This window comes from Streptomyces callyspongiae (assembly GCF_047200695.1).
In the GTDB taxonomy this organism is placed as follows: Bacteria; Actinomycetota; Actinomycetes; order Streptomycetales; family Streptomycetaceae; genus Streptomyces.
On sequence record NZ_JBJZOM010000027.1, the window covers coordinates 1 to 18,784 of the forward strand.

Here is an 18,784-nt window from a genome sequence, read left to right on the forward strand (position 1 = left end):
CCCCGGGGGCCCCCGGTCGGCTCTCACGCCGGTTTGCGCCACACCGAGATGTGCTTCGTGGAGTCCTGCGCGAACGGCGTCCCGTCCCAGTCCGCGACGCGCCGTTCCCGCTCCAGCCCGGCGATCCGTGCCATCAGGTCGAGCTCCGCCGGCCAGGCGTACCGGTGCCGGGAGTGCTCGCGACGGTAGTTCCCGTCCCCGCCCTCGTGGGTGAGGTGGTGCGAGACGAGGATCTGCTCGACCAGGTCGAAGGTGTCGAAGCCGAGATGCTGCTCGGAGACGTCGAAGGGCACCGCGACCTGGCCGGGCGGCAGGAACCGCAGCGGCGGCACGCCCAGTTCGACGACGAACCGGCCGCCCGGTGCCAGGTGGCGCGCGGCGTTGCGGAAGCACTCGACCTGCTCGTCCTGGGTGAGCAGGTTCGTGATGGTGTTGTAGACGAGGTAGACGAGGCCGAACGTGCCGGGGACGACGGTGGTGGCCATGTCCCCGACGGCCACCGGGAGCGTCTCCTCGTCGACCTTGCGCCGCAGGACTGCTGTCATGTGCTCCGACAGTTCGATGCCCGCCACCGGCACGCCGCGTTCCCGGAGCGGTACGCCCACCCGTCCGGTGCCGATGGCGAACTCCAGCGCCCTGCCGTCCCCGGCGAGTTCGACGAGGAAGTCCAGGGTCGGTCCGAGTACGGCGGCCGACGACATCTCCGCCTCCTCGGCGTCGTACCGGTCGGCGGTCGCACGGCTCCACAGCTCACTGCTCGTCATGGGCAACCACTGTGGGGGCGTCGAGAAGCCCTGTCGACCCGTTTTCCGCCCCCGCCGGGGGCCGTCCGGCGGAGGCGGACCGGTGTGCGGGCCGGTTCCCGTACCTACCGGATCAGCGGTCGTGCACCGCGTGCAGATGGTCGGCGACCGCCGACAGCGAGGTCTGGAGCTGTTCCAGCTCCGCGGGCGACATCAGGTCGATGAAGTGCCGGCGCACCGAGGCGACGTGGTGCGGGGCCACCTCGCGCATCGTCTCCCACCCCTGCTCGGTGAGCACGGCGAACAGTCCCCGCCGGTCCGACTCGCAGCTCTCGCGGCGCACCAGGCCGGACTTCTCCAGGCGGGTGATCTGGTGGGAGAGGCGCGATTTGGACTGCCGGGTCCGGTGGGCGAGTTCGCTCATCCGGACCCGGTGTTCGGGCGACTCGGAGAGGTTGACCAGGATCTCGTAGTCGTTGTTGGTCAGTCCGAAGGGCTGCAGATCCCGCTCCAGTTGGTACATCAGCAACCGGCTGACGTCCAGGTGTGTCCGCCATGCCTGCTGCTCCGCGGGCGTGAGCCAACCTCTGTCGGTGTTCATGAGCGGGACCCTATCCAGCGCTAGAGACCGAAGCGCCGCTGGAGGTCGCCGAGCTGGCCCGGGAGCCCGGGCGACTGCGGGCCGCCCGTCCCGTGCCCACCCCCGTGGTGCGGGCCCTCCCCGGTGGGTTGGGCGGGCATCACCTGCTCGGTCGACTGGACGAGTACGGTCCCCGAGCCGGTGAACTCGTACTGGTGCTCCTCGCCCGAGGCTCCGCCCCAGCCGGTCAGGGCCCGCACGCCGCCCATCACACCGCGCAGGTACTGGTGGTCGTAGTGGTGGCACGGCGACGGGCAGTCGGCCCACCCGACCAGCGCCTCCGGGTCGACCCGCACCGGTGGTTCGACGAAGTGCACCTCGCCGTTGGACGCGGCCACGAACTTCCCCGTGCCGATCAGCGTGAGGAAGCCGGGGATGATCGATTGCTTCAGCGACAGGGAGGGCTCGAAGGCGAGCAGGTTCCCGGACCGGACGGTCAGGTTGCCGTCCTCCAGGTCGTAGGAGTTGACGTCGAAGGCCCGGTCGGCGAGCAGCATCTTGCCGCCGCCCTCGGCGACCACCCAGTCCGCGGCGTGCAGCGGTGAGTGGAAACTGCCGGCGATCAGCCCGTCCAGCGGTCCGTGGCCGATGCCGTGGAACGCGATCTGCCCGTAGTAGGCGATCATCTTTCCCTTCTGCAGGAACCAGCGGCTGCCGCGGAGTTCCACGCAGAAGGTGTACGGGTTCACGTTGTCGTCCGCCGGCAACGTGGTGAAGTCCAGAGGGGTGGTCACAGCTTCTCCTCGCTCGCCTGCACGTAGACCGTGCCGTTGCCGGAAAGCTCCAGCTGGAACGCCTCGCCGGAGCCTCGCCCCACCATGTCGCGCCAGCCCAGCGCCGTGGACAGCTTGTTGTTCACGTCGCCGCGATGGGCCACGTAGGCCTGCGGGTCGACGTGCACCGGACGGTCGGGGGTGATGGGCAGTTCGACGACGCCGCCGTGCGCCATCACGGCGAGCGAACCCTGCCCGCGCAGTGTCGTGGTGAACAGGCCCTGTCCGGTCACCTGGCCCCGCACCATGCCCATCACGCCACCCTGCGAGCCCATGAACATGGTGCCCTGTTCCAGCGTTCCGTCGAAGGCGAGCAGCCGGTCGGCCTCGGCGTGGAGCGTCTCGCCCCGCAGTTCGATGATCTGCACGTGGTGACCGCCGTGCCCGAACATCACCGATCCGTCGCCCTCGACGGTCATCAGGGGCGTGTCCTCTCCCGCGGCCCGTCGGCCGATCATGGCCATGACGCCGCCCTGGCCGCCGGTGAGGTTGGGGGTGAAGGACACGTCACCGCGGTAGGCGAGCATCGCCCCCCGCTGGCTGAACATCCGCGAGCCGGGTGTCACCCGCGCCTCGACGATCTTGGAGTTGATGCGCCGGAACGGCATCAGATCTGCCCTCCGATCGTGTTGCGCTCGCTGGGCTGCACGTACACCAGGCCCTCGCCCTCGAACCGGATCTGGAAGGACTCGCCCGAACCCTCGCCCATGAAGGTGCGGAAGGTCACCCCCGACTGGAAGTCCTGCCGCAGGTTCCCGGTGTGCGCCACGTACGCGCCGGGGTCGACCTGGAGCGGCTGGCCCTGCGAGACGCGGAGCACCACCGGGGTCCCGGCGGACATGAGGGCCGCCCGGCCCGTCCCCTCGACGGTGGTGGTGAACAGGCCGTTGCCCTGGGACGCGCCCCGCAGGCCGGTGAAGTTGGTGCCGGTGCGCAGCGAGGCGTCGGCGCACAGCAGGTTCGACGACTCCACGTACAGGGTGTCGCCGTGCAGGTCCACCAGGCTCACGTCGCTCGCGCGGTCGGCGAACCAGCAGGTGCCCTCCCCCTTCACCTCCATCATCTCCATCTGCTCGCCGGTGATACGGCGGGTCACCATGCCGCGGAGGCCTTCGCCTCCGCCGGTGAGCTTCTTGAACGACATCCGGCCGTCGTAGGCGACCATCGCGCCGTTCTTCGCTTTCACGGCGTCGCCGGTCATGGTGACCGCGAGCACCTTGCTGCCTTGAAGTCGGAACTGAGCCACATGGGTGAACCTACCCGGCGCGTGCCCGTTCCGGGGGGAGTGCCACAATGGCAGGGCTTGTGCATCCGTTCACAAAGATCGAGGAACCCGCTGTGGACTCCAGGACCGCTGCCGCCGTGCACCGTCTGCGACTCGTCTCCGTGCCGGAGGCGCTCTCCTTCCCCGCGCTGCTGGTGTTCGGCTCGCTGCTCAGCCGCGTGTCCGACATCGACTTCCTGATGATGCCGCTCGGCATGATCCACGGCGTGCTGTTCGTGCTGTACGTCGTGATGCTGGCCGACGTGTGGAACCGCGCGAAGTGGCCCGTCAAGCGGGTGGCGCTCTTCTTCGTTCTCGCCCTGCTGCCGTTCGGCGGTCTCTACGGCGACCGGATCCTCAAGCGCGAGGAGAGCGAGGCTGCCGCGGAGTCCCGGCCGGCCGCCGACGCGGTGTCCGCCTCGTGATCGTCGCCTTCTCCGTCACGCCGCTGGGCGTCGGCGAGGACGTGGGGGAGTACGTGGCCGACGCCGTCCGGGTGGTCCGCGCATCCGGCCTGCCGCACCGCACCGACGCGATGTTCACCTCGATCGAGGGCGACTGGGACACCTGCATGGACGTGGTGCGGCGTGCCGTCGCCGCGGTGGAGGCCCGTGCGCCGCGCGTCTCGCTGGTGCTGAAGGCCGACATCCGTGAGGGCGTCACGGACGGCCTGACGTCCAAGGTGGAGACGATCGAGCACCACCTGTCCTGAGCGCCGCCCGTCCCGAGCGGCACGCGGCTCTCCGCCCGCACGGACCCTTCCGGCTCGACACCCGCAACGGTCTCCCTTTGGGTGGACATGTCCGTTGTTCGCGGTGGGCGAGGTGGAGGGCTCCGTGGCGTCTGTCGGGTACGACTACGCGGCCTGCAGCCGCCTGGCGGGACCCGTCGGTCCGGCCGGCCCGGACTACCGCGTGCAGTACCGCAGCCTGCTGTCGCGGGAACCGCACCGGATACGCGCGGTGCTGCTCATACTCGCCGCGCCGGTGCTGTCGGCGCTTCTGCTCGGCTGGCTCGTCCTGCCGGAACACTGGACCAGTCGCGAGGCCGCTCCCGGCCGGCCGTTGGTCGCCGACACCCTGATGCTGGTGTCGGTCGCGCTGATCGAGCTGTTCCGGCTGTGCAACGTCCTCTCCATCGCCCACGCGACTCTCGTGGCGCGCGACCCCGTGCCGGTCCGCCCCGGGAGGAACACGAAGGTCGCCTTCCTCACCACGTACGTGCCCGGCAAGGAGCCGATATCCATGGTCCGCGCGACGCTCCGCGCGGCCGTGCGGATCCGCCACCGCGGCCGCCTGCACGTCTGGCTGCTCGACGAGGGGGACGACCCCGAGGCCCGCGCCCTCTGCGAGGAGCTCGGCGTGCGGCACTTCACGCGGCGCGGCGTCCCCGAATGGAACCGGCCCCGGGGGCCGTTCCGCGCCCGTACCAAGCACGGCAACTACAACGCCTGGCTGGAGGCGCACGGAGACGCCTACGACTTCTTCGCGGGCGTCGACACCGACCACGTCCCGCTCCCGGAGTACCTGGAGCGGATGCTCGGGTACTTCCGGGACCCCGATGTCGCCTTCGTCGTCGGACCGCAGGTCTACGGCAACTACGACACCCCGGTCACCAAGTTCGCCGAGAGCCAGCAGTTCCTCTTCCACGCACTGATACAACGCGCCGGCAACCGCTACGGCTCGCCCATGCTGGTCGGCACGAACAACGTGGTGCGCATCGCGGCGCTGCGCCAGGTGGGCGGCCTGAGCGACTCCATCACCGAGGACATGGCCACCGGGTTCGAGATCCACCGGCGCCGCAACCCCCGCACCGGACGCAGGTGGCGTTCGGTCTACACCCCGGACGTCCTCGCGGTGGGGGAGGGCCCCGTCTCGTGGACGGACTTCTTCACCCAGCAGCTGCGCTGGTCCCGGGGGACGTTCGAGACGCTGCTCCGCCAGTACGGCCGGTCGCCCCACCGGCATGCCGCCGGGCGGCTCCTCAACTACTCGCTGATGCTGGCGTACTACCCGATGAGCGCCGCGACCTGGGTGCTCGGCGGTGTGAGCTGCCTGCTCTTCCTGTGGCTGGGAGCGTCGGGCATCACCGTCGCGCCAGAGGTGTGGCTGATGCTCTACGGGGACGCGGCGGCCCTGCAGATGGGGCTCTACCTCTGGAACCGGCGGCACAACGTCTCGCCGCACGAGCCGGAGGGGTCGGGGGGCCTGTCCGGCATGGCGATGTCCGTCCTGGCCGCACCGATCTACGCCCGGTCCCTGGGTGCGGCGCTGCTGCGCCGGCCCTGCCGCTTCGTGGTGACCCCCAAGGGGGGCTCGGTGAGCCAGGACCGCGCACGTACGTTCCGTACGCATCTGGGATGGGCTCTGGTGCTCGCGACGTCCCTGGGGGCGTCGCTGGTGCTGGGCCACACGCACTCGATGATGAGCACCTGGGCCGTACTCGCCCTGGTGGTGTCCCTGACGCCGCCGCTGCTCTGGGTGGCGGCGGCGTGCCGCACCCGGGCGTCCGCCCGGTATCCTTCCCGCGCGGTCGCGTCCGGATCCGCGGCCACGGCGGCCCCGGTGCTGCGGCGCGATGCCGGCTCGGCCTGACACCTCGCCCGTTCGCGTTGGCCGTTCGCGTCGTGAGACGTCTGGGCCCAGCATGTGACCAGCCGGTAGGGTCGGCCCCGTGCCGAAGCCGCTCAGCCTGCCGTTCGACCCGATCGCCCGTGCCGACGAACTGTGGAAACAGCGATGGGGTTCCGCGCCCTCCATGGCCGCGATCACCTCGATCATGCGGGCCCACCAGATCCTGCTCGCCACGGTGGACGCCGTGGTCAAGCCGTACGGACTGACCTTCGCCCGCTACGAAGCCCTGGTCCTGCTGACCTTCTCCCGCGCCGGAGAACTGCCGATGTCCAAGATCGGCGAGCGTCTGATGGTGCACCCCACGTCCGTCACGAACACGGTGGACCGCCTGCAGCGGGCCGGCCTGGTCACGAAGCGCCCGAACCCGGAGGACGGCCGGGGCGTCCTCGCCTCCATCACCGATCGGGGACGCGAGGTCTGCGACGCGGCGACGCGCGACCTGATGGCGGAGGAGTTCGGCCTCTCCGCGTACGACGACGAGCAGTGCGGCGACATCTTCGCGCTGCTGAGGCCGCTGCGGGTGGCCGCACGCGACTTCGAGGACCCGGTATGAGGACCGCGCGGAGGCCGGGACTCCGGCGCCCGCTACCCTCGGCGGCATGAAGAAAAGCGTGCTGACCCGCTACCGGGCCATGGCCTACGCCACCGCGATCATGCTGCTCGCGCTGAGTACCGCCATGGTCTTCAAGTACGGCTTCGGTACCGGAGCCGGCACCACCCTGGTGATCTCGCAGATCCACGGTGTGCTGTACATCGTCTACGTGGTCTTCGCCTTCGACCTCGGCCAGAAGGCCCGCTGGCCGTTCGGAAAGCTGCTGTGGGTGCTCCTCTCCGGCACGATCCCGCTGGCGGCCTTCTTCGTCGAGCGCAGGGTCACCGCCGAGGTCGCGCCGCTGGTCGAGGAGACGGTCCCGGAGACCGCCGAGGCCTGAGCGCCCGAGTCCGCCGGCCACCGGCGCGTGGCGTGCGTGGTCGGCGCCGTCGGCCTTTCGCGGGGCCGTCCCCGCCCGCGCCTTTCCGTCAGGCCTTGCATCGCGACCCCTGTCGGGCGGACACTTAGTAGGACGTCCTAGTACTTCGTCCCGGTTTCGGGGGACAGAGAGGCAGAAGACACCGCATGGATGCTGAGGCCATCGAACAGGGGCGCCTGCGCTGGCAGGCGCGTTACGACGCGGCTCGCAAGCGCGACGCGGACTTCACCACGCTCTCCGGCGACCCCGTGGAACCGGTGTACGGCCCGCGTCCCGGAGACAGCTACGACGGCTTCGAGCGCATCGGCTGGCCGGGTGAGTTCCCTTACACCCGCGGGCTGCACCCGACCGGCTACCGCGGCCGTACCTGGACCATCCGCCAGTTCGCGGGCTTCGGCAACGCCGAGCAGACGAACGAGCGCTACAAGATGATCCTCGAGGCGGGCGGCGGCGGGCTCTCCGTCGCCTTCGACATGCCGACGCTCATGGGGCGCGACTCCGACGAGCCCAAGTCGCTGGGCGAGGTCGGCCACTGCGGTGTGGCCATCGACTCCGCCGCCGACATGGAAGTGCTGTTCTCCGGCATCCCGCTCGGCGACGTCACCACCTCCATGACCATCTCCGGCCCGGCCGTCCCGGTGTTCTGCATGTACCTGGTCGCGGCGGAGCGCCAGGGCGTCGACCCGGCGGTGCTGAACGGCACGCTGCAGACGGACATCTTCAAGGAGTACATCGCGCAGAAGGAGTGGCTGTTCCGGCCCGAGCCGCACCTGCGCCTGATCGGCGACCTCATGGAGCACTGCGCGAGCGGCATCCCGGCCTACAAGCCGCTCTCCGTCTCCGGTTACCACATCCGCGAGGCGGGCTCCACGGCAGCCCAGGAGCTCGCCTACACCCTCGCCGACGGTTTCGGCTACGTCGAACTGGGCCTCTCGCGCGGACTGGACGTGAACCGGTTCGCCCCCGGGCTGTCCTTCTTCTTCGACGCGCACGTCGACTTCTTCGAGGAGATCGCCAAGTTCCGTGCGGCCCGCCGCATCTGGGCCCGGTGGATGCGCGACGTCTACGGCGCCACCTCCGAGAAGGCGCAGTGGCTCCGGTTCCACACGCAGACCGCCGGTGTCTCCCTGACCGCGCAGCAGCCCTACAACAACGTGGTCCGCACCGCGGTGGAGGCACTCGCGGCCGTACTCGGGGGGACCAACTCGCTGCACACCAACGCGCTCGACGAGACGCTGGCGCTGCCGAGCGAGCAGGCCGCGGAGATCGCGCTCCGCACCCAGCAGGTGCTCATGGAGGAGACCGGGGTCACCAACGTCGCCGACCCGCTGGGCGGTTCCTGGTACATCGAGCAGCTCACCGATCGCATCGAGGCCGACGCCGAGAAGATCTTCGAGCAGATCAAGGAGCGGGGTCTCCGCGCCCACCCGGACGGCAAGCACCCGGTGGGACCGATCACCTCGGGCATCCTGCGCGGGATCGAGGACGGCTGGTTCACCGGTGAGATCGCGGAGGCCGCCTTCCAGTACCAGCAGGCGCTGGAGAAGGACGAGAAGAAGGTCGTCGGCGTCAACTGCCACACCGGTTCGGTGACGGGGGACCTGGAGATCCTCCGGGTCAGTCACGAGGTCGAGCGCGATCAGATCCGCATTCTCGGCGAGCGCAAGGCCGCCCGTGACGACGCTGCCGTCCGCAAGGCACTGGACGCCATGGTCCAGGCCGCCCGCGGTGACGCCAACATGATCGAGCCGATGCTCGACGCGGTGCGCGCCGAGGCGACGCTCGGCGAGATCTGCAACGCGCTGCGGGACGAGTGGGGCGTCTACACCGAGCCGCCCGTGTTCTGATCCCCGGAGCGGACCACCGTGCGGGAGGCCGGGCGGGCAGCCGTCAGGTCACGGCTCCCATTCCTCCCAGGAGCAGACGGGAGAAGGTGGACGCCCATGCGGCGTCCACCTCCTCGGCGCTCACCAGGGCGCGGTGCACCACAGCGCCGGCGATCACGTCGAAGATCAGGTCCACCTGCCGCGCGGCCGCGGTCTCGTCGGCGTCGGGGGGAAGTTCACCCCGCGCCTGGGCGCGGGCCCTGCCCTCGAGGACCAGGCGCTTCTGCCGGTCGACCACAGTGGTCCGGATCCGGCTCCGCAGCGCCGGATCGCGGGTTGACTCGGCGACCACCGCCATCAGCGAGGTCTTCGTCTCGGGGCGTGCGAGCAGGTCGCCGAAGGAGAGCACCACGCCCTCCACGTCGGCCCGGAGGCTGCCCCTGTCGGGCAGCTCCAGCGCGTCGAACAGTTCCGCTACGGCGTCCACGACCAACTCCGCCTTGCCCGGCCACCGTCGGTAGAGCGTGGTCTTCGCCACACCCGCGCGGGCGGCGACGTCGCCCATCGTCACCTTCGTCCAGCCGAGTTCGACGAGCGCGGCGCGCGTGGCGTCGAGGATCGCACTGTCGGCGGCGGCGCTGCGGGGTCGTGCCATGGCCGGAAGCCTATCCGTTCGGGGTCTTCGGAGCGCTGCTCCACCCGTGTTACGCTACATGCCGTAGCGAAATGTTGGCGGCGATGCCGCGACGACCACCGGAGCCGGGTGGGGACCCGGCTTCACGTACTGCGCGAAAGGGGGAGACTGGTCCCATGCAGCCACGCAACATGTCCATCAGCGGAGCAGTCGACCTCGCCGCGGTGAAGGCGGCCGGAGAGGCCAAGCAGAAGGCGGAGGAGGCGCGAGCCCAGGCCGCCGAGGGGGGAGGCAGTCCGGCGCCCGCCGGGCTGGTGATCGATGTCGACGAGGCCGGATTCGAGGCGGACGTCCTGCAGCGTTCCGCGGAGGTCCCGGTCGTCATCGACTTCTGGGCCGAGTGGTGCGAGCCCTGCAAGCAGCTCGGCCCGCTGCTGGAGCGCGTCGTCCAGGAGTACGCCGGCAAGCTCATGCTGGCCAAGGTCGACGTCGACCGGAACCAGATGCTGTTCCAGCAGTTCGGCGTGCAGGGCATTCCCGCGGTCTTCGCGGTGGTGGCCGGCCAGGCGCTGCCGCTGTTCCAGGGGGCGGCGCCCGAACAGCAGATCCGGCAGACCCTCGATCAGCTCGTCCAGGTCGCGGAGCAGCGCTTCGGCATCACCGGGCTCCAGGGCGTCCCCACGGACGAGGAGGCCGGCGCCGCGCAGGACGCGGAGCCCCAGGAGCCCGAGGATCCGGCGTTGGCGGCCGCCCACGAGGCACTCGACGCGGGGGACCTGGACGGAGCGGTGCAGGCCTACCGGAACGTGCTCTCCGACGACCCCGCGAACGTCGAGGCCAAGCTCGGCCTCGCGCAGGCGGAACTGCTCGGCCGGGTTCAGGGTCTGGACGCCCAGCAGGTCCGCAAGGAGGCCGCGGACCGGCCGACCGATGTGGCGGCCCAGCTGCGCGCCGCGGACCTCGATCTGGTCGGGGGACACGTGGAGGACGCCTTCGGGCGGCTCGTGGAGACCGTTCAGCGCACGGCCGGTGAGGACCGCGAGGCGGTGCGGCTGCGACTGCTGGCGCTCTTCGAGGTGATCGGGGCCGAGGACCCCCGCGTCGTCACGGCGCGTAGCGCTCTCGCACGCGTCCTGTTCTGACCGGGCGGACGGCGAGATCGTCCGCACATGGATTTAGCGACACGGCGGTCGTGTTTTGCCAAAACTTGGCAATCACGGCCGCCGTTACCCATGGTGACACTCCGCGCCGGTTTGATGGTGCGATGTCCGTCTGATCCCCCTGGCGGGAAACCCCCTGCGAGCACGGGCTGTTGTGGCCCTATGCTGAGGAGCTCGCTTCCGGTCGCTCTATCGTTACTCCCAAGTAATGAACCCCTTGTGCGACGGCCGCAGATGCACCACGATCGGCCACGCTCGGTCCGTTGTTCCACAACCCGGCACCACCCGGGTGGCAGGGTTCACGGGTCCCCACCGAGTGGACCGGCGGCACACGCGCCGGTCACGGACAGGGGGGTCTCTGTCGCCTGACAGGGCCTGTCCGGTAGTGCAGGTTGCGCGAGAGCGTGGCCAGTGGTTGTCGCTCGGGGGTGATCGCCGGCAGCTCGAACGCGACTCTGTTCGCGCTTCGTTGGTGACGGCGCTCTCCTTCCCGAGGACGTAGCACTTCTCCCATCCCGTGCGGGACCGCAGCCCGCATCGGAGATGTACGTCCGAGAAGGAGGAAAGTCATGGAGTCCCTGGCTCGTGGCGGGACCAGATGGAAGCGGTTCGCCGTCGTCATGGTTCCGGGCGTGGCCGCAACGGCCGCGATAGGTGTCGCGCTCTCGCAGGGTGCGCTGGCGGCGTCGTTCAGCGTCTCCGGTCAGCAGTTCAAGCTGACCGCCGAGCAGATCGAGGCCACCGGGTTCACGCAGTACGGTGCCGTCGACAACACCGCGAAGGGCGCCAAGCCCGTCACGGTCGTCGGCATGGACCAGGCGCAGATCAGTGGTCTGTGCCAGTCGGTCGTCGTGCCCGTTCCCGGGTTCGGCGACGTGTCGATGAAGCTCGGTGCCGGTGAGGGCGAGAGCCCGGTCGTCGCGAAGAAGCTCTACGTCGACGCCGACAGCCTGTCGACCGACGCCACGTTCAAGAACATCGACATCGGCGTCTCGGTCTCCGACAGCAACATCAAGGGCCCCGGTCCGAACAAGGGCGACAAGTACCTGCCGGGCTCCTTCGCCCAGGCGGCGGAGAGCGCCACGCTCACCGACGTCAAGCAGCGTGCCTGGTCGACCACGGCCGGAACCTTCAAGCTCAGTGGTCTTCACATGTCCGTCAAGACGGGCAAGCACGAGTGCTACTGAGGTACTGACCGTACGGGCGCGGTGCGCTTCCGCGCCCGTACGGGACGCTCCACCTGCAATACCCTGTGCCAGCCCCCGAGGAGCTGTACCTATGAGCGCCGACACGCGAGAGCGGCCCAACGACCGGTTCGCCCGGATGCGCCGGGATTTCCGGGTATGGCGCGGACAGCGCCCGTTCTGGGGCGGGATGCTGACGCTGCTCGCTGGCATCCCCATCATGTACGTCCCCTACCAGAACCTGACGCTGGGGGACCTCACCATCCGTATGTCCACCACGGCTGGTGCCGGTTCTCTGATCATCGGCATCCTGCTGGTGGTGCTCGGGATTTCGATGTGGTTCCAGCCGCACTCCCGGGTCTTCTCCGGCGTCGCCGCGATCCTGCTGGCTCTGGTTTCCCTGGTCGTCTCCAACTTCGGAGCCTTCCTGATCGGTTTCCTGCTGGGCATGATCGGCGGCGCCCTCTGCCTTTCCTGGGCCCCCGGCGAGTCCTCGCCCCGCAGGCCCGCCCACGCTGCCGGGAAGGACGACGACGCTGCCTCGGCTCCGCACACCGGGACGGGCAGTGCACTGGACGACCTGTCAGCCACCGCAGCGCCCTCGTTCCCCGCGACGGGGGCGGACCCGAACAACGCGAACGGGAGGCACCGTGCCGGGTGACGAGCTGCACGAGGAGGCCACGGGGCAGACCATGTCCGCCCCCGGCGCCGGCCGGGGCAGAACCGGTCCGCGGCACGCGGCTCCCAGGAAGCCCTTTCTGACACGGCTGCACGTGCCGGCCGGCAAGGCCGTCGCCATGGCCGCCATGCCGTCGGCCGTCCTGATGAGCATGGGCATCACGCCGCAACTGGCCTACGCGAAGTCGCTGCCCAAGAACCCCTTCGGCGACGGTCACTGCGTCTCACAGCAGGACCAGGCGGAGGACCAGGCCGAGGAGGAGGCCCGTCAGGAGGCCGCGGCGGAGGCCGAGCGCAAGGCCGCCGCGCAGGAGGAGGCCGAACGCAAGGCCGCCCAGGAGGAAGCCGCGTCCGACGCTTCCGACTCCTCCGCTTCCGGCTCCGCGGAGCCGTCCGACGGCGGCGCGTCCTCCGACGCCTCGGGTACGTCCGACCCGACGGCGGAGCCGGAGCCCAGCACCTCCGCCCAGGAGGACTCCGAGGAGGGCCTGCTGACCGGCATTCTCGGAGGCCTCGGCGACTCGCTGAAGGGCGACGGGGGGCAGTCGGACGCGACGGCCGAGCCCGAGCCCGAGCCGTCCACGACCGGAACCCCCTCGGCGACGCAGCAGACCTCCTCCGAGGAGGAGTCCTCCGCCACCGGGAAATCCTCCGACCCCGTCGGCGACGCGGTCGGGAAGGTCGGGGACACGGTCGACGGGATCACCGGCGGGCTCACGGAGGCCGGTTCCTCGCCCGACGAGCAGCAGGGGGCCGAGGAGAGCGGCGCCGCGGCCGACGACGCGGAGGACGCCGACGCCTACCCGTGCGTCGAGGAGAAGAAGGTCGCGGGTACCGACGAGCAGACCCCGAACACGCTGCCGAACCAGCCGTGGACCCTCAAGGCGTCCACGCTGAGCATCCGGGGGCAGGACTACAAGGGTGTCGTCAACGTCCGCACCGCCAACGGCGAGTCGAAGCAGGTGCTGAAGTTCACCGCGGACAGCCTCGACATCGGCGACCTGCACCAGATCGTGCAGGGGCCGGACGGCCTGCAGTACCACGTCGAGGCGGCGCCGGGCTCCACCTCCACGATCCGTGAGAGCCAGGTGACGCTGTACACCGAGCGGCTCGAGGGCAAGCTCTTCGGACTGGTCCCGATCGTGTTCGACGCGGAGCACCCGCCGCCGCTGAACCTGCCGAACGTCTACTTCACCGACGTCACGGTCGAGCAGGCCGGCCAGTTCGGGGGTACGCTCACCATCCCCGGGCTCCACTCGACGATCACCCAGGGCTGAACCGACCCCCGGGTTCGGCCGGAAGGGGTCCGCACCTCCACCGAGGTGCGGACCCCTTCGTGCTCGGTCGGGCGCCGCCCCGCGCCCAGGCGACGTGCGGTGTCAGACCGCCGTCTGCTCGGCGCCGCCGAGGTGGTGCACCCGGACCATGTTGGTGGTCCCCGGGATCCCGGGCGGTGAACCGGCCGTAATGATCATCTTGTCGCCCGCGTCGTAGCGCTGGAGCTTCAGCAGCTCGGCGTCCACCAGCTCCACCATCTCGTCGGTGGTGTCGACGTGCGGAACGATGAAGGAGTCCACGCCCCAGCTCAGGGTGAGCTGGTTGCGGGTGGAGGCGTCGGTGGTGAACGCCAGGATGGGCTGCGCGGCGCGGTAGCGGCTCAGCCGGCGCGCGGTGTCGCCGGACTTGGTGAAGGCGATGAGTGTCTTCGCGTGCAGGAAGTCGGCGATCTCGCAGGCGGCGCGTGCCACCGAACCCCCCTGGGTGCGGGGCTTCTTGCCCTTGACCAGCGGCTGCAGTCCGTGGCTGAGCAGTTCCCGCTCCGCGGCCTGCACGATCTTCGACATGGTCTTCACCGTCTCGATCGGATACTGGCCGACCGACGATTCGGCGGAGAGCATCACGGCGTCCGCTCCGTCGAGGATCGCGTTCGCCACGTCCGACGCCTCGGCGCGGGTGGGACGCGAGTTGGTGATCATCGACTCCATCATCTGCGTGGCGACGATCACCGGCTTCGCGTTGCGCCGGCAGAGCTCGATCAGGCGCTTCTGCACCATGGGCACGCGCTCCAGCGGGTACTCGACGGCCAGATCGCCGCGGGCCACCATCACGCCGTCGAACGCGAGGACGACCTCCTCCATGTTCTCCACCGCCTGCGGCTTCTCCACCTTGGCGATGACCGGCACCCGGCGGCCCACCTCGTCCATCACGCGGTGCACGTCGCGCACGTCGGCAGCGTTGCGCACGAAGGAGAGCGCGACCATGTCGCAGCCCATCCGCAGCGCGAACCGCAGGTCCTCCACGTCCTTCTCGGACAGCGCGGGCACGTTCACCGCGGCCCCGGGCAGGTTGATGCCCTTGTGGTCCGAGATCACGCCGCCCTCGATGACGATGCACCGCACCCTCGGGCCGTCGACCTCGACCACTTGGAGCGCCACGTTCCCGTCGTTGATCAGGACCTGATCGCCCCTGGTCACGTCGCCGGGCAGCCCCTTGTAGGTGGTGCCGCACTGCGAGCGGTCCCCCGCCACGTCCTCGGTGGTGATGGTGAACTCCTCGCCGCGCACCAGCTCCACCGGGCCCTCGGCGAAGGTCTCCAGCCGGATCTTCGGCCCCTGCAGGTCGGCGAGCACACCCACGGCCCGGCCCGATTCCTCGGCGGCCTTGCGCAGCCTGTGGTAGCGCTCCTCGTGCTCGGGGTGGCTGCCGTGGCTCATGTTGAAGCGGGCCACGTTCATGCCGGCCTCGAGCAGTGTCTTCAACTGCTCGTAGGAGTCGACGGCGGGACCCAGCGTGCAGACGATCTTGGAACGGCGCATGGAGCGATCCTATCGGTTTTGTTCAAATGCGGAACGTACGGGGATGGGCCGGCTCACGACATTCCGCGATGTCGTGACGGGGCGCGACCGGTCACCAGACGGAACGTCCGACGGGCGATCTCCAGCTCCTCGTCGGTCGGCACCACGGCCACCGCGACCTCCGCCCCGGGCGGCGAGATCAGCCGCGCCCGACGGTCGCGTACCCCGTTGCGCCCGGGATCCACCGACGCTCCCCAGCCCGACAGCCCCTCCAGCGCCGCCGCCCGCACCTCCGCCGCGTTCTCCCCCACGCCCGCGGTGAACACCACCGCGTCGACGCGGCCGAGGACGGCCCAGTAGGCGCCGATGTACTTCTTCAGACGATGGACGTAGACGTCGAACGCCAGGCGGGCGGCCTCGTCGCCCTCCCCGACGCGTCTGCGGATCTCCCGCATGTCGTTCTCCCCGCACAGGCCGGCCAGTCCGCTGCGGCGGTTGAGGAGGGTATCCACCTCGTCCACCGACATCCCGGCCACGCGTGAGAGGTGGAAGACGACCGCGGGATCCACATCGCCGCTCCGGGTGCCCATGACCAGGCCCTCCAGCGGCGTGAGCCCCATGGAGGTCTCCACGCAGACCCCGCCGCGCACCGCAGCCGCCGAGGCGCCGTTGCCTAGGTGCAGCACGATGAGGTTGACGTCGGCCGGGTCGCGCTCCAGCAGCTCGGCGGCCCGGCGGGAGACGTAGGCGTGCGAGGTGCCGTGGAAACCGTAGCGGCGGATGCGGTGCGCGTCGGCCGTCGCGACATCGATCGCGTAGCGGGCGGCGTGCTCGGGCAGCGTGGTGTGGAAGGCGGTGTCGAACACGGCGACCTGCGGCAGGTGCGGAGCCAGCGCGCGGGCCGTGCGGATGCCGGTCAGGTTCGCGGGATTGTGCAACGGTGCCACCGGCACCAGCCGCTCGATCTCGGCGATCACCGCATCGTCGATCACCGTGGGGGCGGTGAACCGCTGCCCGCCGTGCACGACCCGGTGCCCGACGGCGGCCAGCCGGGGGGACTCCAGCCCCGTGCCGTCGGCCGCCAGCTCCTGTCCGACCGCCTTCAACGCGTCCTCGTGGTCGGCGATCCGGCCCTCACGCGTGCGCCGTTCCTCTCCCGGGCCCGAGCCACCGTGGCGGGTGTGGGTCAGGAGCGAGGTGCGCTCCCCGATCCGCTCCACCGCACCCGTGGCCAACCGGGAATCGTCCCGCATGTCCAGGAGCTGGTACTTCAACGACGACGAGCCGGAGTTGAGCACCATCACCAGCGTGTGCCCGGAGCCGCTGCCGGTCATCGGCGGACCCCTGTTCCGGACCCCTGCGCCTGGACGGCGGTGATGGCCACGGTGTTGACGATGTCGCTGACCAGGGCACCGCGCGAGAGGTCGTTGACCGGCTTGCGCAACCCCTGCAGCACCGGCCCGACCGCCACCGCGCCGGCCGAGCGCTGCACCGCCTTGTAGGTGTTGTTGCCGGTGTTCAGGTCGGGGAAGACCAGGACCGTCGCCCGGCCGGCCACCTCGGAGCCGGGCAGTTTCGTCGCCGCCACCGACGGTTCCACCGCCGCGTCGTACTGGATCGGACCCTCCACCGGCAGCTCGGGCCGCCTGGAGCGGACGAGGTCCGTGGCCCGGCGCACCTTGTCCACCTCGGTCCCCGACCCCGAGCCCCCGGTCGAGTAGGAGAGCATCGCGACGCGCGGCTCCACCCCGAACCGGGCGGCGGTGGCGGCCGACTGCACCGCGATGTCCGCCAGTTGCTCGGCGTCGGGCTCCGGGACGACCGCGCAGTCGGCGTAGGCGAGTACGCGGTCCGCCAGGCACATGAAGAACACCGACGACACGATCGCGGCCTCGGCGTTGGTCTTGATGACCTCGAAGGCGGGCCGGATCGTGGCGGCGGTGGAGTGCGCCGCCCCCGACACCATCCCGTCGGCCAACCCCTCGCGCACCATCAGCGTGCCGAAGTACGACACGTCCGCCACCACGTCGTAGGCGAGTTCCCAGGTCGCGCCCCGGTGCGCCCGCAGCCGCGCGTACAGCTCGGTGAACCGCTCGCGCAGCGGCGAGGTCTGCGGATCCACGACGCGGGCCGTCGCCGCAGGAGTCTCGGCGATCTCCCCGTCCGCCAGGAGCGGGAGATCGATGCCCAGTTCCGCGGTGCGCCTGCGCAGCGCGGTCGGATCGCCGAGCAGCGTCAGGTCGCACACGTCCCGCCTCAGCAGTACCTCCGCCGCGCGGAGCACCCGCTCCTCGGACCCTTCGGGCAGGACGATCATGCGTCGCTGCGTCCGGGCCCGTTCGATCAACTCGTGCTCGAACATCATCGGAGTGACCCGCACGCTGCGGACCACCGAGAGCCGGTCCGTGAGCTGTGCGGTGTCCACGTGCCGCTCGAACAGGCCGAGCGCCACCTCGGCCTTCCGCGGTGTGGCGGCCGTCAGCCTGCCCTCCAGCGCGAAGAGCTCAGCCGCCGTGGGGAACGAGCTCCCCGTCACCGCCAGTACGGGCGTGCCCGGGGCGAGCCGCTCGGCGAGCGCCATCGTCTCGGGCCCCGGACGTGCGTCCAGCGTCAGCAGCAACCCGGAGATCGCGGGGGAGCCCGCCGAGTGGGCGGCGAGCGAGCCGACGATCAGGTCGGCCCTGTCGCCCGGCGTGATCACCAGGCACCCTTCGGTGAGTGCGGGCAGGAAGGTCGGAAGGTGGGCGCCGCCGAAGACGAAGTCCCGCACGTCGCGGGAGAGCCCCGCCGGGTCGCCCAGCAGCACCGTGGCCCCCAGCGCCTCCTGCACCTGCGCCACCGTGGGCGCGGAGAGCGCCGGTTCCTCCGGCAGCACGTACACCGGCTCGGGCACGCGGCTGTCGAGTTTCCGGGCGAGACCGCGGGCGTCGGCCCCCTGGAACCGGTTGGCGACCACGGCGAGGATCTCGCAGCCCAGCGAAACGTAGGTGTGATGCGTGTTCCGGACCTCGGAGACCACGGAGTCGGCCGTCCGGTCGTGGGCCCCGACGACGGCCAGCACGGACGACCCCAGCTCGTTCGCCAGCCGGGCGTTGAGCGCCAGCTCCGCGGGCAGGCCGGTATCGGCGAAGTCCGTTCCCAGCACCAGTACGGCCTCGTAGTCGGCCGCCACGGCATGGAACCGGTCGACGAGCCGCGCCACCAGTTCGTCCGTGCCCTTCTCCGCCAGCAGCGCGGCCGCCTCGTCGTACCCGAGCCCCACGATCGCGCCCGCGGGCTGCCTCAGCCGGTAGCGCGCCCGCAGCAGATCGTGGATCGGATCCGGTCCGTCGTGGGCGAGCGGCCGGAACACCCCGACGCGGTCCACCTGCCGGGTCAGGAGTTCCATGAGCCCCAGCTCGACGACCTGGCGGCCGTCCCCCCGCTCCACACCGGCCACGTACACACTGCGCGCCACGCGTGCTCTCCCTCGCTCCCTCGGCG

At 70.5% G+C, this 18,784-nt stretch carries 19 protein-coding genes; 10 read left to right on the forward strand and 9 right to left on the reverse strand.

Annotation, left to right across the window (positions count from 1 at the left end; translation table 11 throughout):
* Window positions 1-23: 23 nt before the first annotated feature.
* The 5 genes from ACL06G_RS20565 to ACL06G_RS20585 all read right to left on the reverse strand — a co-directional run bounded on the left by ACL06G_RS20565 (window position 24) and on the right by ACL06G_RS20585 (window position 3,402).
* A complete protein-coding gene (locus ACL06G_RS20565; protein WP_412786447.1) occupies window positions 24-764 on the reverse strand; it encodes a class I SAM-dependent DNA methyltransferase in 741 nt (246 codons plus the stop codon).
* A gap of 112 nt (window positions 765-876) precedes the next feature.
* Window positions 877-1,344: a MarR family winged helix-turn-helix transcriptional regulator gene (locus tag ACL06G_RS20570; RefSeq protein ID WP_412786446.1), complete on the reverse strand. Its 468-nt coding sequence runs from the start codon at window positions 1,342-1,344 to the stop codon at window positions 877-879.
* 20 nt (window positions 1,345-1,364) lie between these two features.
* Window positions 1,365-2,117, reverse strand: coding sequence for an AIM24 family protein (locus ACL06G_RS20575; RefSeq protein WP_412786445.1), 753 nt, complete (start codon window positions 2,115-2,117; stop codon window positions 1,365-1,367).
* A complete protein-coding gene (locus ACL06G_RS20580) occupies window positions 2,114-2,764 on the reverse strand; it encodes an AIM24 family protein (RefSeq protein WP_412786444.1) in 651 nt (216 codons plus the stop codon). The genes ACL06G_RS20575 and ACL06G_RS20580 overlap by 4 nt, the downstream gene beginning before the upstream one ends.
* Window positions 2,764-3,402 carry an AIM24 family protein gene (locus ACL06G_RS20585; RefSeq protein ID WP_412786443.1) on the reverse strand — a complete coding sequence of 213 codons (639 nt, stop codon included), beginning with the start codon at window positions 3,400-3,402 and terminating at the stop codon, window positions 2,764-2,766. The genes ACL06G_RS20580 and ACL06G_RS20585 overlap by 1 nt, the downstream gene beginning before the upstream one ends.
* Window positions 3,403-3,494: 92 nt before the next feature.
* On the opposite strand from ACL06G_RS20585, the gene ACL06G_RS20590 reads away from it, so the two are divergent.
* From ACL06G_RS20590 to icmA, 6 genes are all read left to right on the forward strand, one after another.
* Window positions 3,495-3,845 (forward strand): DUF3817 domain-containing protein, encoded by a 351-nt coding sequence (locus ACL06G_RS20590; protein ID WP_412786442.1) that lies wholly within the window; start codon window positions 3,495-3,497, stop codon window positions 3,843-3,845.
* Window positions 3,842-4,132 (forward strand): MTH1187 family thiamine-binding protein, encoded by a 291-nt coding sequence (locus ACL06G_RS20595; RefSeq protein WP_412786441.1) that lies wholly within the window; start codon window positions 3,842-3,844, stop codon window positions 4,130-4,132. Before ACL06G_RS20590 ends, ACL06G_RS20595 begins: the two co-directional genes overlap by 4 nt.
* Window positions 4,133-4,256: 124 nt before the next feature.
* Window positions 4,257-6,014: a glycosyltransferase family 2 protein gene (locus ACL06G_RS20600; protein WP_412786440.1), complete on the forward strand. Its 1,758-nt coding sequence runs from the start codon at window positions 4,257-4,259 to the stop codon at window positions 6,012-6,014.
* 79 nt (window positions 6,015-6,093) lie between these two features.
* Window positions 6,094-6,606, forward strand: coding sequence for a MarR family winged helix-turn-helix transcriptional regulator (locus ACL06G_RS20605; protein ID WP_412786439.1), 513 nt, complete (start codon window positions 6,094-6,096; stop codon window positions 6,604-6,606).
* A gap of 46 nt (window positions 6,607-6,652) precedes the next feature.
* A complete protein-coding gene (locus ACL06G_RS20610; RefSeq protein ID WP_412786438.1) occupies window positions 6,653-6,985 on the forward strand; it encodes a DUF3817 domain-containing protein in 333 nt (110 codons plus the stop codon).
* Window positions 6,986-7,170: 185 nt separating this feature from the next.
* Window positions 7,171-8,871: a coenzyme B12-dependent isobutyryl-CoA mutase large subunit gene (icmA, locus tag ACL06G_RS20615; protein ID WP_412786437.1), complete on the forward strand. Its 1,701-nt coding sequence runs from the start codon at window positions 7,171-7,173 to the stop codon at window positions 8,869-8,871.
* A gap of 43 nt (window positions 8,872-8,914) precedes the next feature.
* On the opposite strand, the gene ACL06G_RS20620 is transcribed toward icmA, so the two are convergent.
* Window positions 8,915-9,505: a TetR/AcrR family transcriptional regulator gene (locus ACL06G_RS20620; RefSeq protein ID WP_412786436.1), complete on the reverse strand. Its 591-nt coding sequence runs from the start codon at window positions 9,503-9,505 to the stop codon at window positions 8,915-8,917.
* A gap of 155 nt (window positions 9,506-9,660) precedes the next feature.
* On the opposite strand from ACL06G_RS20620, the gene ACL06G_RS20625 reads away from it, so the two are divergent.
* From ACL06G_RS20625 to ACL06G_RS20640, 4 genes are all read left to right on the forward strand, one after another.
* Entirely contained in the window at window positions 9,661-10,626 is a 966-nt protein-coding gene (locus tag ACL06G_RS20625) for a tetratricopeptide repeat protein (RefSeq protein ID WP_412786435.1), read from the forward strand.
* A 587-nt stretch (window positions 10,627-11,213) separates the two neighbouring features.
* Window positions 11,214-11,831, forward strand: coding sequence for a DUF6230 family protein (locus tag ACL06G_RS20630; RefSeq protein WP_412786434.1), 618 nt, complete (start codon window positions 11,214-11,216; stop codon window positions 11,829-11,831).
* Window positions 11,832-11,922: 91 nt separating this feature from the next.
* Window positions 11,923-12,489, forward strand: a complete 567-nt coding sequence (locus ACL06G_RS20635; RefSeq protein WP_412786433.1) for a DUF6114 domain-containing protein — start codon at window positions 11,923-11,925, stop codon at window positions 12,487-12,489.
* A complete protein-coding gene (locus ACL06G_RS20640) occupies window positions 12,479-13,783 on the forward strand; it encodes a hypothetical protein (RefSeq protein WP_412786432.1) in 1,305 nt (434 codons plus the stop codon). Before ACL06G_RS20635 ends, ACL06G_RS20640 begins: the two co-directional genes overlap by 11 nt.
* A 102-nt stretch (window positions 13,784-13,885) precedes the next feature.
* On the opposite strand, the gene pyk is transcribed toward ACL06G_RS20640, so the two are convergent.
* Genes pyk through pta form a run of 3 tightly spaced genes read right to left on the reverse strand, consistent with a single transcriptional unit; the run spans window position 13,886 to window position 18,758 of the window.
* The gene (gene pyk / locus ACL06G_RS20645; RefSeq protein ID WP_412836458.1) at window positions 13,886-15,322 is read right to left on the reverse strand and encodes a pyruvate kinase; all 1,437 of its coding nucleotides are present in this window, start codon (window positions 15,320-15,322) and stop codon (window positions 13,886-13,888) included.
* A 53-nt stretch (window positions 15,323-15,375) separates the two neighbouring features.
* Window positions 15,376-16,635 carry an acetate kinase gene (locus ACL06G_RS20650; protein ID WP_412836459.1) on the reverse strand — a complete coding sequence of 420 codons (1,260 nt, stop codon included), beginning with the start codon at window positions 16,633-16,635 and terminating at the stop codon, window positions 15,376-15,378.
* Complete coding sequence (pta, locus tag ACL06G_RS20655) at window positions 16,632-18,758, reverse strand: phosphate acetyltransferase (protein ID WP_412786429.1); 2,127 nt, start codon at window positions 18,756-18,758, stop codon at window positions 16,632-16,634. Before pta ends, ACL06G_RS20650 begins: the two co-directional genes overlap by 4 nt.
* Window positions 18,759-18,784 lie beyond the last annotated feature (26 nt).

Coding starts and splice junctions, on each gene's coding strand:
- ACL06G_RS20630 (WP_412786434.1), top strand. CDS start 11,214: ATGGAGTCCCTGGCTCGTGGCGGGACCAGATGGAAGCGGTTCGCCGTC.
- ACL06G_RS20580 (WP_412786444.1), bottom strand. CDS start 2,764: ATGCCGTTCCGGCGCATCAACTCCAAGATCGTCGAGGCGCGGGTGACA.
- ACL06G_RS20635 (WP_412786433.1), top strand. CDS start 11,923: ATGAGCGCCGACACGCGAGAGCGGCCCAACGACCGGTTCGCCCGGATG.
- ACL06G_RS20625 (WP_412786435.1), top strand. CDS start 9,661: ATGCAGCCACGCAACATGTCCATCAGCGGAGCAGTCGACCTCGCCGCG.
- ACL06G_RS20620 (WP_412786436.1), bottom strand. CDS start 9,505: ATGGCACGACCCCGCAGCGCCGCCGCCGACAGTGCGATCCTCGACGCC.
- ACL06G_RS20650 (WP_412836459.1), bottom strand. CDS start 16,635: ATGACCGGCAGCGGCTCCGGGCACACGCTGGTGATGGTGCTCAACTCC.
- ACL06G_RS20565 (WP_412786447.1), bottom strand. CDS start 764: ATGACGAGCAGTGAGCTGTGGAGCCGTGCGACCGCCGACCGGTACGAC.
- pyk (WP_412836458.1), bottom strand. CDS start 15,322: ATGCGCCGTTCCAAGATCGTCTGCACGCTGGGTCCCGCCGTCGACTCC.
- icmA (WP_412786437.1), top strand. CDS start 7,171: ATGGATGCTGAGGCCATCGAACAGGGGCGCCTGCGCTGGCAGGCGCGT.
- ACL06G_RS20610 (WP_412786438.1), top strand. CDS start 6,653: ATGAAGAAAAGCGTGCTGACCCGCTACCGGGCCATGGCCTACGCCACC.
- ACL06G_RS20570 (WP_412786446.1), bottom strand. CDS start 1,344: ATGAACACCGACAGAGGTTGGCTCACGCCCGCGGAGCAGCAGGCATGG.